This window comes from Seohaeicola nanhaiensis, assembly GCF_042654245.1.
Taxonomy (GTDB): domain Bacteria; phylum Pseudomonadota; class Alphaproteobacteria; order Rhodobacterales; family Rhodobacteraceae; genus Seohaeicola_A; species Seohaeicola_A nanhaiensis.
This window is the reverse complement of sequence record NZ_JBHSGI010000009.1, coordinates 58,378-74,175: the sequence shown is the minus strand read 5'-3', so window position 1 is coordinate 74,175 and position 15,798 is coordinate 58,378. Positions and strand designations below refer to the sequence as shown.

General features: G+C 68.7%; 13 protein-coding genes. 8 read left to right on the top strand and 5 right to left on the bottom strand.

Features of this window, described 5'->3' with window-relative positions; all coding sequences use genetic code 11:
* Positions 1-9: 9 nt before the first annotated feature.
* Entirely contained in the window at positions 10-825 is an 816-nt protein-coding gene (locus tag ACFO5X_RS10660) for an ABC transporter ATP-binding protein (RefSeq protein WP_380717421.1), read from the bottom strand.
* Between the two features lie 136 nt (positions 826-961).
* Positions 962-2,932, bottom strand: coding sequence for an AMP-binding protein (locus ACFO5X_RS10655; RefSeq protein WP_380717419.1), 1,971 nt, complete (start codon positions 2,930-2,932; stop codon positions 962-964).
* Positions 2,933-3,176: 244 nt separating this feature from the next.
* Here ACFO5X_RS10655 and ACFO5X_RS10650 point away from each other — a divergent pair, with 244 nt between their 5' ends.
* The 4 genes from ACFO5X_RS10650 to ACFO5X_RS10635 all read left to right on the top strand — a co-directional run bounded on the left by ACFO5X_RS10650 (position 3,177) and on the right by ACFO5X_RS10635 (position 8,376).
* Entirely contained in the window at positions 3,177-5,051 is a 1,875-nt protein-coding gene (locus tag ACFO5X_RS10650) for a PAS-domain containing protein (RefSeq protein ID WP_380717840.1), read from the top strand.
* The gene (locus ACFO5X_RS10645; RefSeq protein WP_380717417.1) at positions 5,048-5,749 is read left to right on the top strand and encodes a response regulator transcription factor; all 702 of its coding nucleotides are present in this window, start codon (positions 5,048-5,050) and stop codon (positions 5,747-5,749) included. The genes ACFO5X_RS10650 and ACFO5X_RS10645 overlap by 4 nt, the downstream gene beginning before the upstream one ends.
* 86 nt (positions 5,750-5,835) lie before the next feature.
* Positions 5,836-6,627, top strand: coding sequence for a tryptophan synthase subunit alpha (trpA, locus tag ACFO5X_RS10640; RefSeq protein ID WP_380717416.1), 792 nt, complete (start codon positions 5,836-5,838; stop codon positions 6,625-6,627).
* A gap of 108 nt (positions 6,628-6,735) precedes the next feature.
* Complete coding sequence (locus ACFO5X_RS10635) at positions 6,736-8,376, top strand: Y-family DNA polymerase (RefSeq protein WP_380717415.1); 1,641 nt, start codon at positions 6,736-6,738, stop codon at positions 8,374-8,376.
* 4 nt (positions 8,377-8,380) lie between these two features.
* Here the strand turns inward: ACFO5X_RS10635 and ACFO5X_RS10630 are convergent, their stop codons facing one another.
* Entirely contained in the window at positions 8,381-9,109 is a 729-nt protein-coding gene (locus ACFO5X_RS10630) for a Stf0 family sulfotransferase (protein ID WP_380717414.1), read from the bottom strand.
* A gap of 151 nt (positions 9,110-9,260) precedes the next feature.
* Here ACFO5X_RS10630 and gpmI point away from each other — a divergent pair, with 151 nt between their 5' ends.
* Genes gpmI through ACFO5X_RS10615 form a run of 3 tightly spaced genes read left to right on the top strand, consistent with a single transcriptional unit; the run spans position 9,261 to position 13,264 of the window.
* The gene (gene gpmI, locus ACFO5X_RS10625) at positions 9,261-10,778 is read left to right on the top strand and encodes a 2,3-bisphosphoglycerate-independent phosphoglycerate mutase (protein ID WP_380717413.1); all 1,518 of its coding nucleotides are present in this window, start codon (positions 9,261-9,263) and stop codon (positions 10,776-10,778) included.
* Positions 10,775-11,914, top strand: coding sequence for a murein hydrolase activator EnvC family protein (locus tag ACFO5X_RS10620; protein ID WP_380717412.1), 1,140 nt, complete (start codon positions 10,775-10,777; stop codon positions 11,912-11,914). Before gpmI ends, ACFO5X_RS10620 begins: the two co-directional genes overlap by 4 nt.
* A gap of 6 nt (positions 11,915-11,920) precedes the next feature.
* Positions 11,921-13,264: a S41 family peptidase gene (locus ACFO5X_RS10615; RefSeq protein ID WP_380717411.1), complete on the top strand. Its 1,344-nt coding sequence runs from the start codon at positions 11,921-11,923 to the stop codon at positions 13,262-13,264.
* 141 nt (positions 13,265-13,405) lie between these two features.
* Here the strand turns inward: ACFO5X_RS10615 and rsmD are convergent, their stop codons facing one another.
* Both rsmD and ACFO5X_RS10605 read right to left on the bottom strand, forming a co-directional pair.
* Complete coding sequence (gene rsmD, locus ACFO5X_RS10610; protein ID WP_380717410.1) at positions 13,406-13,963, bottom strand: 16S rRNA (guanine(966)-N(2))-methyltransferase RsmD; 558 nt, start codon at positions 13,961-13,963, stop codon at positions 13,406-13,408.
* Positions 13,960-15,168 (bottom strand): NAD(P)/FAD-dependent oxidoreductase, encoded by a 1,209-nt coding sequence (locus tag ACFO5X_RS10605; RefSeq protein ID WP_380717409.1) that lies wholly within the window; start codon positions 15,166-15,168, stop codon positions 13,960-13,962. The genes rsmD and ACFO5X_RS10605 overlap by 4 nt, the downstream gene beginning before the upstream one ends.
* Positions 15,169-15,252: 84 nt before the next feature.
* Here ACFO5X_RS10605 and ACFO5X_RS10600 point away from each other — a divergent pair, with 84 nt between their 5' ends.
* Complete coding sequence (locus ACFO5X_RS10600; RefSeq protein ID WP_380717408.1) at positions 15,253-15,741, top strand: peroxiredoxin; 489 nt, start codon at positions 15,253-15,255, stop codon at positions 15,739-15,741.
* Positions 15,742-15,798: the final 57 nt, after the last annotated feature.

Below are 15,798 nucleotides of genomic sequence, written 5' to 3'. Positions count from 1 at the left end.
GTCGGTTCCCTAGTGCTGCACGCCGAGATAGGCGTCGATCACGTCCTGATTGTTGCGCACCTCGTCCGGGGTGCCGTCGCCGATCTTCTTGCCGTAATCCATCACGACCACCCGGTCGCTCAGATCCATGACCACGCCCATGTCGTGCTCGATCAGCGCGATGGTGGTGCCGAACTCGTCGTTCACGTCGAGGATGAAGCGGCACATGTCCTCCTTCTCCTCGACGTTCATGCCCGCCATCGGCTCGTCCAGCAGCAGGATCGTCGGCTCCGCCGCCAGCGCGCGGGCCAGCTCGACCCGCTTCTTCAGGCCATAGGGCAGGCGGGCGACCGGAGTCTTGCGGATGTGCTGGATCTCGAGGAAGTCGATGACCTTCTCGGCGATCACCCGGTTGGCGGTCTCCTCGGCCTCGGCTTTGCCCTTCCAGATCATCTGCGGCAGGATGCCCGCGTGCATATGGGTCAGCCGCCCGGTCATCACGTTGTCCAGCACCGACATGCCCTCGAACAGCGCGATGTTCTGGAACGTCCGCGCGATCCCCTGCCGGGCCACCTCATAGGGCTTCATCGGCGGCCGCTTGCTGCCCTTGTACCAGACCTCGCCCTCGGACGGCGTATAGAACCCCGAGATCACATTCAGCATCGACGACTTGCCCGCACCGTTCGGCCCGATGATCGCCCGGATCTCGCCCTCGCGGATGTCGAAGGAAATGTCCTGGATCGCCACCACCCCGCCAAAGCGCAGCGTGATGTTCTTCATCTCCATCACCACCGCGCCGATCTTGCGGCCATCGGCGGTCGTGTATCCCTCGATCTGGTCCTTCATGCCGCCCCCCGCTTCTCTTCTTCAAAAATACTCCCGCCGGAGGCTCCCGCAGGCACCACACGCGCCGCCGCCCGGCAATCGCGCTTTTCCCCTCTCCCCCCGGGGGAGAGGGTCAGGGTGAGGGGGCGCGCGCCGCTCATTCCGCCGCCATCCGCTGCGCCACCGGCATCACCTTCGCGTCGCGGATCTCCAGCGTCGCGCTGATGTGCCCCTTGCGGCCGTCCTCATAGGTCACCTCGGTCCGCGTGCTGACGGTCTTCGACCCGTCGTACAGCGCCCCGATGATGTCGGCGTATTTCTCCTCTATTATCCGCCGGCGCACCTTGCGGGTGCGCGTCAGCTCGCCGTCGTCCGCATCCAGCTCCTTGTGCAGCACCACGAACCGATGCACCTGGCAGCCGGCCAGCATCTCGTCCTCGGCCACCGACCGGTTGACCTCCTCGACATGCGCCTGCACCGCCTCCAGCACCCGAGGATGCCCCGCCAGCTCCTGATAGCTCGCATAGGCGATATTGTTGCGCTCGGCCCAGCTGCTGACCGCCGACAGGTCGATGTTGATGAAGGCACAGCAGCGGTCGCGGTTGTTGCCGAACAGCACGGCCTCCAGGATATTCGGATAGAACTTCAGCTTGTTCTCGACGTATTTCGGCGCAAACATCGACCCGTCGGCCATCTTGCCCACGTCCTTCGCGCGGTCGATGATCCGCAGGTGCCCGGTGCCCTCTTCGATGAACCCGGCATCCCCCGTCGCCACCCAGCCCTCGGCATCCTTGGTCGAGGCGGTGCTTTCCGGGTTCTTGTAATATTCGACGAAGACCCCGGGCGAGCGATAGAAGACCTCGCCGTTCTCGGCGATCTTCAGCTCCACCCCCGGGCTCGGCACGCCCACCGTGTCCGAGCGCACCTCGCCATCGGGCTGCGCGGTGATGAACACCGTCGCCTCGGTCTGGCCGTAGAGCTGCTTCAGGTTGATCCCCAGCGAGCGGTAGAACTCGAAGATCTCCGGCCCGATCGCCTCGCCCGCCGTATATCCGACGCGCACCCGCGAAAACCCCATCCGGTTCTTCAGCGGCCCGTATACCAGCAGCGACCCGATGGCATAGCCGATCCGGTCGCCCAGACCGACCTCCTTGCCGTCCAGGATCGCCGGCCCGACCCGGCGCGCCAGCGCCATGTAGCGGTCGAACATCCGCTTCTTGAACCGCCCCGCATCCTCCATCCGGATCATGACCTGCGTCAGCAGCGTCTCGAACACGCGCGGCGGGGCAAAGAAATAGGTCGGCGCGATCTCGCGCAGATCCTGCATCATCGTCTCGGCGTTCTCGGGGCAGTTCACGCAGAACCCGGTCCAGTAGGCCTGACCGATGGAAAAGATGAAATCGCCCACCCAGGCCATCGGCAGATAGGCCAGCACGTCATCCGTGCGCGCCAGCTTGTCGAACTCGGACGAGGCCTTCGCGCTTTCGATCACGTTGCGGTTGGACAGCACCACGCCCTTGGGCTTGCCCGTGGTGCCCGAGGTATATAGCATCACCGCCCGGCTGTCGTAATCCAGCTTGGCCTCGCGCGCCGCCAGCTCGGCCTGCAGCTTGTCCCGCACCGCGCGGCCCTTGTCCTGCACCTGGCTGTACTGGTGCAGGTGGCCGTGGTCATATTTCCGCAACCCCCGCGGATCGAGATAGATCAGGTGTTCGAAGACCGGCAGGCGGTCCTTCACCTCGATCACCTTGTCGACCTGCTCCTGATCGCTGACCACCGCGAACCGCGCGCCGCAATGCTCCAGAACATAGGCCATCTCCTCGGCCACCGCGTCCTGATACATCGGCACCGGCACCGCGCCCGCCATCTGCGCGGCGGTCATCGCCCAGTAGAGATACGGCCGGTTGCGCCCGATGATGGCGACGAAATCGCCTTCCTGCACGCCCAGATCGATCATCCCCAGCGCCAGCGTCTCGATCTCGTCCAGCGTCTCGGCCCAGGTCCAGCTCTGCCAGATCCCGAATTCCTTCTCCCGATAGGCAGGCGCCGCGCCGAACTCGGCGGCGTTGCGACGAAGAAGCGCCGGAACGGACCGAAGTCCTCCGACGCCGGAAAGCGTCTGGGCCAAATTAGTCTCCTCCCCTTCAGCCTGGTTCGGCTGTCGTGCTGATCGCTGTCCGCGATTCTGACCCCTAGCCAAGCGACTGTGACCATCGGCGTCAACTTTTTCCTCAGCGTTTCCCAAATCTAACGAATTGTTACAGCGCGCCCCGGATCGTCAGGTGATCGACAGGGGGCCACTCCCGGCGCTAAGAACAGGGGCGACCAACAGCGAGGGCGGCGTGGCAATCGGCGAACGGCAGAAACAAGGCATGATGACCTCGGGGCTGAACCTGATCGGTCAGGCGCTCTCGATCTACGACCGCGATCTGCGGCTGGTGATCTGCAACCGCCCCTTCCGCACCATGTTCGACCTGCCCCAGTCGCTCGTCACCCCCGGCGCGCATTTCGAGGACACCATCCGCCATCTCGCCGAAACCGGCGATTACGGCCCGGTCGACGATATCGAAAGCTTCGTGCTCAACCGGGTGAAACAGGCGATGGCCTTCGAGCCGCACTACATGGAGCGCACCCGCGCCAACGGCCGTACCATCTCGGTCGAAGGCTCGCCGCTGCCCGAGGGCGGCTGGATCACCGTCTACACCGACATCACCCGCACCAAGCGGATCGAGACGCTGCTGCGCATCCGCTCGGAGGAACTCTCCGACCAGCTGCTCGCCCATACCGACGAACTCTCGGCCACCAACCGCGAACTGGCCGCGACCAACTCAGCGCTTCAGGAGGCCAAGCGCTACCTGACCGAACTCGAGGCCCGCGCCCGCGTCACCGCCGAGATGATGCCGGCCCACATTTCCCACGTCGATGCCGGCGGGCGCTATGTCTATTCCAACCGCCGCCTCTCCTCGGTCATCCCCGGCTGCCCCTCCGACATCGTCGGCCGCCCCATCGACGAGGTGCTCGGCCCGGTCAACTTCAGCCGCATCGCGCCGCATCTCGAGATGGCCTACAACGGCGGCAGCGCGACGTTCGAGTTCACCGAAAACACCGCCTCGCGCCGCATCCGGGTGGCGCTGACGCCCGATGGCGCGGCGGGCGTCTTCATCCTCTCGATGGACGTCACCGAGGAAACCCAGGCCCGCGCCGCCCTGCAACAGACCCGCCGCCGGGCGATGGCCGCGCAGCTGACCAACGGCCTCGCCCATGACTTCTCGAACCTGCTGACCATCATCCTCGGGATGCAGTCCAAGCTCGCCAAGATGGACCTCGGCCCCGAACCCGCCGCGCTGATCGAGGCAACGCTGACCACCGCCCGCCGTGGCGGCCGCCTGCTGAACCGCATCGCCGACATGACCGGCAACCGCACGCTGCGCCCGCAGCCCACCGACATCCACGCGCTGCTCTCCGACCTGACGCTGCTGGCCACCCCCAGCCTGCCGCGCGACATGGGCCTGTCGATCGTCGACACCGCGCCGGACACCCCCCTGATGCTCGACCCCGGCATCCTGCAGGATGCGCTGCTGAACCTGATCCTGAACGCCCGCGACGCCTGCGGCACCTCCGGCCTGATCACGATCAGCGCCAATGCGGTCGGCCAGACCTGGCTCGACCTCACCGTCTCCGACACCGGCCCCGGCTTCTCGCCCGAGGCGCTGGCCCGCGCGACCGAACCCTTCTTCACCACCAAGGGCGGCGAAGGCTCGGGCCTCGGCCTGCCCATGGTCTACGACATGGTCAAGATGGCCGGCGGCGACCTGCGCCTCGCCAACAATACCGCCGGCGGGGCCAGCGTCACGCTGCGCCTGCCCTACCGCGCCGCCCCGGCGGGCACCGGCGGCCTGGCCCTGCTGGTCGAGGACAGCGAAGACCTGCGCGCCATGTTCCGCGACATGCTGGTCGGCCTCGGATTCTCCGTGATCGAGGCCACGTCGGCCGACGAGGCGGCGGCGCTCGCCGCCGACATTCCCGACATCGCCTTCGTCCTCTCCGACATCCAGCTCGCCGGCTCCGGCACCGGTCTCGACCTGCTCGACCGGGTGCAGGGCACCGGGCTGCCCTGCGTGCTGATGACCTCGCTGCCGTCTTCCGATCCGCTGCACCGCGCCGCGCGCGCCCGCGTGCCGGTGCTCAAGAAACCCTTCGCCGCCGAACAGCTCGCGGCGCTGCTCCGTCCCAAGGCCGCCGAATGACCGCACCGCTTGTGACCATCCTCGACGACGATGCCGACATCCGCCAGATGCTCACCGAGGTGCTGGAAGAGGCCGGCTTCCGCACCCAGTCCTTCGCCCGCGCCCGCGAATTCGAGGCCGCGCTGAACCACGTCGCCCCCGATGTCTGCCTGGTCGACCTCTCGCTGCCCGGCTCCGACGGTCTCGCCCTGGTGCACCGCCTCGCGCTCGAACGCGGCGCGGCGGTCATCATCATCTCGGGCCGCGCGCAGGTGCAGGACCGCATCACCGGCCTGGAGCTCGGGGCCGACGACTATATCACCAAACCCTTCGAACCGGCCGAGGTCGTGGCCCGCGTCCGCGCCCGCATCCGTTCCTCCCGCCCGGTGCACCCGACCGGCAACACCGCCCGCTTCAACGGCTGGACCGCCCATTTCGACCGCTACGCGCTCGAAGACGACAGCGGCGCCGAAACTCCCTTCAGCCATGCCGAGGGCGAGGTGCTGCGCCTCTTCCTGGAAAGTCCCAAACGTCTCATCAGCCGCCAGCAGATGCAGGAAACCCTCGGCGGCGCGGCGGGCGAAAGCTTTGACCGCGCGATGGACGTGCGCATCTCGCGCCTGCGCACCAAACTGCGCGAAGACCCCAAGAACCCGCGCCTGATCAAGACGATCTACGGCGCCGGCTACATCTTCCTCGGCGACGTCCACTGGAGCTGAGGGCGACCCGTCCCCCAAACGTGGCGCATTGATTTCCACGGGCACATTTGGCATGGCAGTCGGAACAACCGAAGGACACCCGCAGCATGAGCCGCATCGACGCCCGCTTTCACGAACTCAAGTCGCAAAAGCGCAAGGCCTTCGTGGCCTATGTGATGGCGGGAGATCCGGACTTCGACACCTCGCTGGAACTGGTCAAGGGCCTGCCCGGCGCCGGCGTCGACATCATCGAACTGGGCGTGCCCTTCACCGACCCGATGGCCGACGGCCCGACGATCCAGCTGGCAGGCCAGCGCGCGCTTGCCGGCGGCATGACGCTCGACAAGACCCTGGGCCTCGCCCGGGCCTTCCGCGTGACCGACCAGAAGACCCCCATCGTGATGATGGGCTATTACAACCCGATCTATTCCCGCGGGGTCGAAACCTTCCTCAAGCAGGCCACTGATGCCGGCATCGACGGGCTGATCGTGGTCGACCTGCCCCCCGAAGAGGATGACGAACTCTGCATCCCGGCCCAGAAGGCCGGGCTGAACTTCATCCGCCTCGCCACGCCCACCACCGACGACGAACGCCTGCCGCGCGTGATGCAGAACACCTCGGGCTTCGTCTATTACGTCTCGATCACCGGCATCACCGGCGCGGCCGAGGCACAGGCGGCCGATGTCGGCCCCGAGGTCGCCCGCATCAAGGCGGTAAGCGACCTGCCCGTGATCGTCGGCTTTGGCGTCAAGACCCCCGACACCGCCCGCGCCATCGCCGGCGTGGCCGACGGCACCGTGGTCGGCTCGGCCATCGTCGCCCAGATCGAGGCCGGCAAACCGGTGCCCGAAATCCTGGACTTCGTCCGCTCCCTCGCCGACGGCGCCCACTCGGCCTGAGCCGGGGGGTAAAGCCTCTCTGAACGTTCCCGCAGGACGGCCGCGCGCCGCCGCTCGACTCGTCCATCGCGGCCGGTGTATCTTGAACAAAACAAGAACATCCGACTCATGCCCGACAGACGCATCCTTTCCCTGTGGTTTCCGTGCCTTGCGGCCGAACGGCTGATTCGCGCCCGCAACCTTGCCGTCCAAGGCCCGCTGGCGGTGGTGGCCCCGCAGTCGAACACCCAGGTCATCACCTCGCTGAACGGCGCCGGTCTGGCCGCCGGGCTGCGCGTGGGCCAGACCCTGGGCGAGGCCAATGCGCTCTGCCAGGGCCTCGTCACCCAGTCCGCGGACCCGCTGGCCGAGGCTGCCTTTCTCGCCCGGCTCCGGCGCTGGGCGGGCAAGTTCAGCCCCGCCGTGGCGGAAGAGCCGCCCGACGCGCTGGCCATCGACCTCACCGGATGCGCCCATCTCTTCGGCGGCGAGGCGGCGGTGATGGCGGCGGTCGACTCCGACTGCGCCGGCATGGGCCTCACGGTGACGAGCGGCATCGCCGACACCAAGGGCGCCGCCTGGGCGCTTGCCCGCTACGCCGGCCAGCCGGTGGCGGTGGCGCGCAGCGGCGACAGCATCGACCAGGAGGCGCGGGCGACCCGCTCGCGCGCCGCCAAACGGCACTGGACGCGCGGCGGAACCGCGCCGCAGCGGGTGGCGGTGCCCGATCATCTCGCCCGCATCGCGCCGCCCGGCCGCACCTACAGCGCGCTCAGCCCGCTGCCGGTGGCGGCGCTGCGGATCGACCCGAAGATCACCGCCCAGCTTGCCCGCCTTGGCCTGCGCCGCATCGGCGACCTGCTCGGCCAGCCGCGCGAGGGGCTGGCCCGCCGCTTTGGCACCGGCCTCGTGCTGCGGCTCGACCAGGCCATGGGCCATGTGGCCGAGCCGATCTCGCCCGCCCCGCCGCCCGATCCCTTCGCGGTCAGCCTGCGCCTGCCCGAACCCATCGGCCTGACCGACGATCTGATGGCCGCGCTCGACCGCCTGCTGCCCCACCTCTGCGCCCGGCTGGAAGAGCGGGGGCGCGGCGCCCGCAGCCTGCGGCTGGAGGCGCATCGCATCGACCAGCCGCCCGAGGTAGTCACGGTCGGCCTCGCCGCGCCGGGCCACGACATCACCCGCATGAGGCCCTTGTTAGAGCTGAAAGTCGCCGACATCGACTCCGGCTACGGCATCGACATGTTGCGGCTGACGGCGGTGGTCACCGAACCGCTGGACAAGCGCGGCACCGATGGCATGTTCCACCCCGGACGCCCCGCCGCCGAACGTCCGACGCTCGACGATCTGGTCGGCCGGCTGGGCGTGCGCATCGGGCTCGAGGCGATCACCCGCCGCCATCCGGTCGACACCCATATCCCCGAAAAGACCTCCAAGACGCTGGCCGCCGCATGGTCGGAACCGGCGCGCGACTGGCCGCCGCCGCCCGCGCCCCGGCCCCTGACGCTCTGCCGCCCCGAGATGGTGCAGGCGCCCGAACGCCCCGAGGTGCCCGCCGAATTCCGCTGGCGCGGGCGCCTCTGGCACCTGGCCGAGGCGCGCGGCCCCGAACGCATCGCCCCCGAATGGTGGCTCGACGACCCCGAATGGCGCAGCGGCCTGCGCGACTACTGGGTTGTCACCACGGCCGAGGGCGCGCGGCTCTGGCTGTTCTACGCCCACGGCGCGGCGCTCTCGCCCGGCTGGTTCTGCCAGGGCAGCTTCGCCTGACCGCTCAGCCGGCCTCGGCCCGGTACCGCCGCGCCCATTCCGCGCTCACCGCATCCGACAGCCGCGCCACACCGGGGCGCAGCTCCCCGGGCGCGGGCAGGCCCAGTGCCGCGCAGATGCGGGCCATCGCCGCCCCCGGATCGGCCGAAAAGTCCTCGTAGACCAGCCGCAGCGGCGCGATCCCCTCCGCCGCGAACCACTCCTCCCAGGCCGCGCCGAACCGCTCCAGCTTGTCCACCTCCGCCCGGATCCGCGCGAAGTCGTAACGCGGCTCGGCCGGCGGGGCCAGCCGCTCCACCTCGCGCCCGTCCGGCGCGATGTGCCACAGCCCGGTCTGCTCGGCCTTCACCCGCGAAATCGCCTGCGCCACCCTGTCCCGCCGCGACAGATGCAGGAACAGCGTCGGCCCGAAGGCCGCCTCGATCCGTCCCCGCCCCGTCGGATGCCCCGGGTAGAGCCTGTCGAGCAGCTCCAGCATCTCCTCCAGGTTCTCCCGCATCAGCCGCAGCCCGAAGACCTCCGTGCCGCCCTTGCCCTCCCGGATCGCCGCATCGACATAGTCCCGCTCGAACCCGTCCGCTCCCGGGGTCAGCCCCCACTCTTCCGCCCAGTCGCCCACCGACTGCCGGCGAAAGAAGGAATCCGGCGCGCCCGCCCCGGCATCGGCCAGCAGGCCGCACAACAGCGTGCTGCCGCTGCGCGGGGTGCCGCAGATTACATAACTGTGAGCCATCGGTCAGCCTCCTGTCGGAATTGCGCCGCACCCTAGGCCAAAGCCGAAGGCGCGGCAAACCGGCCCGCGACCTGCGGCAATGGCAGGGGTTTCCCCGACCGGCCCAAAGGGCTAGAACGCCCGCGAGCAGACAATGGCGGAGACCGCAACCATGAGCGCCCCGAAACCGGTGGTCCTTTGCATCCTCGACGGCTGGGGCCTGTCGGATGCTACCGCAGCCAACGCGCCCTATCTCGCCCATACCCCGACCTATGACGCGATCATGCAGGGCCCGCATGCCACGCTGGTGACGCATGGCCCCGATGTCGGCCTGCCGCGCGGACAGATGGGCAACTCCGAGGTCGGGCACACCAATATCGGCGCCGGCCGCGTGGTGGCGATGGATCTCGGCCAGATCGACCTCGCGATCGAGGACGGCAGCTTTTTCACCAACCCCCGCCTCGTCGCCTTCGCCGAGGCGATCAAGGCCAGCGGCGGCGCGGCGCATCTCTTCGGCCTCGCCTCCAACGGCGGCGTGCATGGCACCATGAACCACACCATCGCGGCGGCCGAAATGCTGACCCGCGCGGGCGTCCCCGTTCTGGTCCATGCAATCACCGACGGGCGCGACGTGGTGCCGGGCTCCGCCACCCGCTATGTCGCCGAACTGGAACAGCGCCTGCCCGAAGGTGCGAAGATCGTCACCGTGATCGGCCGCTACTGGGCGCTCGACCGCGACAACCGGTGGGAACGGATCGCCAAGGCCTATGACGCCATCGTCAAGGGCCAGGGCGAATACCAGACCGCCACCGCCGCCGAAGCGATGGAAGGCGCCGTCGCCCGCGGCGAAAGCGACGAATTCACCGCCCCCACGATCATCGGCGACTATGCCGGGGCCCGCGACGGCGATGGCGTCTTCTGCCTCAACTTCCGCTCGGACCGCGCGCGCGAGATCATGGCCGCCTTCGGCGCACCGGGTTTCGACAGCTTCGACACCGGCCCGCGCCCGAAATGGGCCGGCCTGCTCGGCATGTCGCCCTATTCCGACGCGCACGAGACATTCATGACCACGGCCTTCCCCAAGAGCAAGATCGTGAACACCCTGGGTGCATGGGTCTCCAAACAGGGCAAACGCCAGTTCCGCCTGGCCGAAACCGAGAAATACCCGCACGTGACCTTCTTCCTCAACGGCGGTCAGGAAGTGCCCGAGGAAGGCGAAGACCGCCACATGCCGCCCTCGCCCAAGGTCGCCACCTATGACCTCAAACCCGAGATGTCGGCCGCCGAAGTCACCGACAAGTTCGTCGAGGCGATCGAGGCCGGCTACGACCTGATCGTGACCAACTACGCCAACCCCGACATGGTCGGCCACACCGGAAGCCTCGCCGCAACGATCAAGGCCTGCGAGGCGGTGGATCAGGGTCTGGCAAGGGTGGTTCAGGCTCTGAACAAGGCCGGGGGCGTGATGATCGTCACCGCCGACCACGGCAATTCCGAACTGATGATCGACCCGGAAACCGGCGGGCCGCACACCGCCCATACCACCAACCTCGTGCCCGTCGCGCTGGTCGGCGGCCCGGCGGGGGCCACCCTGCGCAACGGCCGCCTCGCCGATCTGGCGCCGACGCTTCTGGCCCTGATGGGCCTGCCCAAGCCGCCCGAGATGACCGGGGAAAGCCTGCTGGCATGATGCTGCGCCCGGTCCTCGCCCTCGCGATTGCTCTGTTCGCCACCGGCGCGGCCGCGGCGCAGGACGACCCGGGCAAGGCCGCCAGCGCCGCCGCGCGCCAGCTCGAACGCGCTGCGCAGTCGCTCGACGCCGCCGCCACCGCCCGCGACCGGGTGCGCGCCCTGACCGAAACGGTTCAGGCCTACGAGGCCGGGCTGGCCGCGATGCGCGAAGGCATGCGCCGCGCCGCCACCCGCGAAGCCACGCTCAGCCGCCGCCTCGCCGCCCGCGAACAGGATGTCGCCCGACTGATCGGCGTGCTGCAGGTGATCGAAACCGCGCCGCCGCCCGTGCTGCTGCTGCACCCCTCCGGCCCGCTCGGCAGCGCCCGCTCGGCGATGATGCTGGCCGATGTGACGCCGGGTCTGAACGCCCAGGCCGCCGAGCTGCGCCGCGATGTCGAAGAGGTGCGCACCCTGCGCACGCTCCAGGCCAATGCCGCCGACACATTGCAATCCGCGCTCGCCGGCATCCAGCAGGCGCGCACCAATCTCAGCCAGGCGGTGGCCGAACGCACCGACCTGCCGCGCCGCTTCACCGAGGATCCGGTGCGCACCGCGATCCTGCTGGGGTCGACCGAAACGCTCGACGCCTTCGCCAGCGGCCTGTCCGAAATGGCCGACACGCCGATCCCCGAGACCGAGGCCGACATCAGCGCCGACAAGGGCGCGCTGCCCCTGCCGGTGCAGGGCGTGCTGCTGCACCGCGCGCGCCAGGCCGACGCCGCCGGGATCCGCCGCGCGGGCATGATCGTCGCGACCCGGCCCCGCGCGCTCGTCACCTCGCCCACGGCCGCCACGATCCGCTATCGCGGGCCGCTGCTCGACCTTGGCAACGTGGTGATTCTCGAACCGCAGCGCGATACGCTGTTCGTCTTTTCCGGCCTCGCCGAAGTCTTCGGCGAAGCCGGCGAAGTGGTCCCCGCCGGCTCCCCGGTGGGGCTGATGGGCGGCCAGACGCCCGAAAACGGAGCGATTCTGTCACTAAGCAGTGATGGCACTGGAACTGATCATTCAGAAACGCTCTATATTGAGGTCAGACAGGGTGGCGCCCCGGTGGATCCGGAGACGTGGTTCCAAACCGACAAGGATGGATAACAGAACATGAGAAAATTCGTGATGGCCGCGCTGGGCGGATCGCTGGCGGGCATAATCGCCACGACTCAGATCGCCGGACCGCTTCTGGCCCAGGAGAGCGCGAAGAACTCGAACGTCTACGAACAGCTCGACCTGTTCGGCGATATCTTCGAACGCATCCGCGCCCAATACGTCGAAGAGGTCGATCCGTCCAAGCTGATCGAAGCCGCCATCGCCGGGATGCTCACCTCGCTCGACCCGCACTCCAGCTACCTGTCGCCCGATGACGCCGCCGCCATGCGGGTGCAGACCCGTGGCGAATTCGGTGGCCTGGGCATCGAGGTCTCGCAGGAAGAAGGCTTCGTCAAGGTCGTCTCGCCCATCGACGGCACCCCCGCCGCCGCCGCCGGGATCGAGGCGGGCGACTTCATCACCCACGTCAACGGCGAAAGCGTCCTGGGCCTCACGCTCGACAAGGCGGTGGAGCTGATGCGCGGGCCGGTCGGGTCGGAAATCGTCATCACCGTCGTCCGCAAGGGCGAGGACGAACCCTTCGACGTCTCGATCATCCGCGACACGATCAAGCTGACCGCCGTGCGCTCGCGCTCGGAAGGCAAGGCCGTGGTGCTTCGCATCACCACCTTCAACGAACAGACCACGCCCAACCTCGAATCCGGCCTGAAAGAACAGCTCGAGGCCGCCGGCGGGCTCGACAAGATCGACGGCATCGTGCTCGACCTGCGCAACAACCCCGGCGGGCTGCTGAACCAGGCGATCAAGGTGGCCGACTCCTTCCTCGAATCGGGCGAGATCGTCTCGACCCGCGGCCGCAACCCGGAAGACGGCGAACGCTTCAACGCCACCCCCGGCGACCTCGCCGGCGGCAAGCCCATCGTGGTGCTGATCAACGGCGGCTCGGCCTCGGCCTCGGAAATCGTCGCCGGCGCCCTGCAGGACCACCGCCGCGCCATCGTCGTGGGCACCAAGTCCTTCGGCAAGGGCTCGGTCCAGACGGTGATGCAGCTGCGCGGCGACGGTGCGATGCGCCTGACCACCGCGCGCTACTACACCCCCTCGGGCCGCTCGATCCAGGCGCTGGGCGTCTCGCCCGACATCGTCGTCGAACAGCCCAAGAAACCCGCGACCGAGACGGAAGAGCCCGAAGCCAAGAGCGCCGTCTCGCGCTCGCGCTCCGAGGCCGACCTGCGCGGACGGCTGAACAACGACAGCCTGACGCCCGACGAAATCCGCCAGATCGAGGAAGACCGCGCCAAGGCCGAGAAATCCGCCGAACTGCGCGAGTCGGACTATCAGCTGGCCTATGCCATCGACATCCTCAAGGGCCTGTCGGCCTTCTCGCCGACCAGGTAAGCCTGCCAGTTACCTCGGGGAAGGGGGCGCCTGCGGGTGCCCTTTTCTTTTGCGCCCTGCCGGCGCGAAGCCGCGCGGGACGCGCGGCTGCCTCCGGCGGAGGTATTTTCAAACCAGAGAAGCCAGGGGCACGTGCCCCGCTCAGGCGCCGTCCCGCCACAAGAGCGTGACATGGGTGTCGCCATAACGCCGCGCGTCGTGCAGCGCAAAGCCCGGCGGCGCCTCTTGCGCGGAGGTTTCCTCCCAGACGACCAGCGCGCCGGGGGCGATCCAGCCGCCATCGACGGCGGCCGCCAGCGCCGCGGCGCCCAGACCCTTTCCATAGGGCGGATCGAGAAAGACCAGCGAACAGGGCGCGCCCGGGTTCGGCCCGATCCGCGCCGCCTCGCGCCGGATCAGCGTGCTGCGATCCCCGGTGCCGGTCAGCGCGACGTTCTTGCCGATCAGCCCCGCCGCCACCCGCCCGCTGTCCACGAAGGTCACGAAGGCCGCGCCGCGCGACAGGGCCTCCAGCCCCAGCGCACCGGTGCCGGCGAAGAGGTCCAGCACCTGCGCGCCCTCGATCACGTCGAGATGGGTCAGCACGCTGAACAGGCTCTCGCGCACCCGGTCGGCGGTCGGGCGCAGATGCGCCCCGGCATCGCCCTTGCCGACCGAGGCCAGCGCCCGCCCGCGGAACTGCCCGGCGATGATCCTCACGCCAGCAGCGACTTGAGGTCGGTCGCGGGGTTGGCCACGGCCTCGGGGTCGGGCGACCGGCCCGCCTCGATCAGGCGCTTGCCGATCATGTAGCCGCGCGGATCGTTCATCGCATCCACCGCCAGCAGCGTCGCGCCCCTGTAGTACCAGAACGAAATCGCCGGCCCTTCGCCCGGGCGCGTCACGATCCGGTCATAGCCGGTGTTCAGCCCGGCGATCTGCAGCTTGACGTCATACTGGTCGGACCAGAACCAGGGTTTCGGCACATAGTCCACCGTGCCCCCCAGCATGTTGTGCGCCACGCATTCGGCATGGTCGATGGCGTTCGGCACGCTTTCCAGCCGCAGCCGCCCGCCGCGATAGGGGAACGAGGCACAGTCGCCCGCCGCCCAGATCGCCGGGTCGGACGTGCGGCCCAGCGCGTCGACCGCGATGCCGTTGTCGAGGCTCAGCCCCGCCAGTTCGGCCAGCGTGGTCGCGGGCGCGATGCCGACGCCCACCACCACGAAATCGGCCTCCAGCTGCGTGCCGTCCGCCAGTTCCGCGCCGGTCACGTGACCCTCCGCGCCCAGCAGCCGTTTCAGCCCTGTGCCCTCGCGGATATCGACGCCATGGCCCCGGTGCAGCTTGCGGAAATACTCCGAGGTCTCGGGCGCGGCGACCCTTTGCAGGATGCGGTCCGCCATCTCGACCAGCGTCACCTGCACCCCGCGCTTGGCGGCGACGGCGGCGGCCTCCAGACCGATATAGCCCCCGCCGACGATCAGCGCCCGCTTGCCCTCGGTCACATAGGGCGCCATCGCATCCACATCGGCCAGCGTGCGTACCACGAAGACGCCGCCCAGATCGCCGCCGATTGCCGCCGGCAACCGGCGCGGATCGGATCCGGTGGTCAGCGCCAGCATGTCATAGCCCAGCGTCTCGCCCCCCAGCGTGACGGTCTGCGCCGCGCGGTCGATGGCCGTCACCGGCGCACCGAGGCGCAGGGTGATGTCGTTCTCGGCGTACAGCGCCTCGGGCCGCAGGAACAGCCGCTCCAGCGTCATGTCGCCCAGCAGATAGGCCTTGGACAGCGGCGGGCGCTGGTAGGGCACCACCGGCTCGGCCCCGATCAGGGTGATCGGATCGGTATATCCCGCCTTGCGCAGCTTCAGCACCAGCGAGGACCCGGCCTGTCCGGCCCCAACCACCACGGTTCCGCTCATCGTCATTCCTTTTCCGTTCGTCTTCTTGTGAACGCCGACTATATGCGCCACAACAGCAACATCAATTCCATCAAGGGGGACAAGATGCCTATTTCCAAGGGCGACACTCTGCCGGACGCCACGCTGGTGCAGCTGGGCGAAAAGGGACCCGAGGCCGTTTCGCTGGCCGACAAGGTGAAGGGCCGCAAGGTCGTCATCTTCGCGGTTCCCGGCGCCTATACGCCGACCTGCTCGATGGCCCATGTGCCAAGCTTCATCCGCACCCATGACCAGCTGGCCGCCAAGGGCGTCGACGAGGTCATCTGCGTCTCGGTCAACGACCCCTTCGTGATGAAGGCCTGGGGCGAGTCGACCGGCGCGACCGCCGCCGGCATCACCATGCTGGGCGATCCCTCGAGCGCCTTCACCAAGGCCATCGGCATGGATTTCGACGCCCCGCCCGCCGGGCTGATCGCGCGGTCCAAGCGCTATGCGATGCTGGTGGACGACGGCAAGGTCAGCGTGCTGAACGAAGAACCCTCGCCGGGCCAGTGCGACGTCTCGGGCGGCGAGTCGATGCTCTCCGAACTCTGATCCCTGTTACCGGACCCCGCGGTTCACGCGGGGTCCCTCTTCGCGATCCGGCAGGAA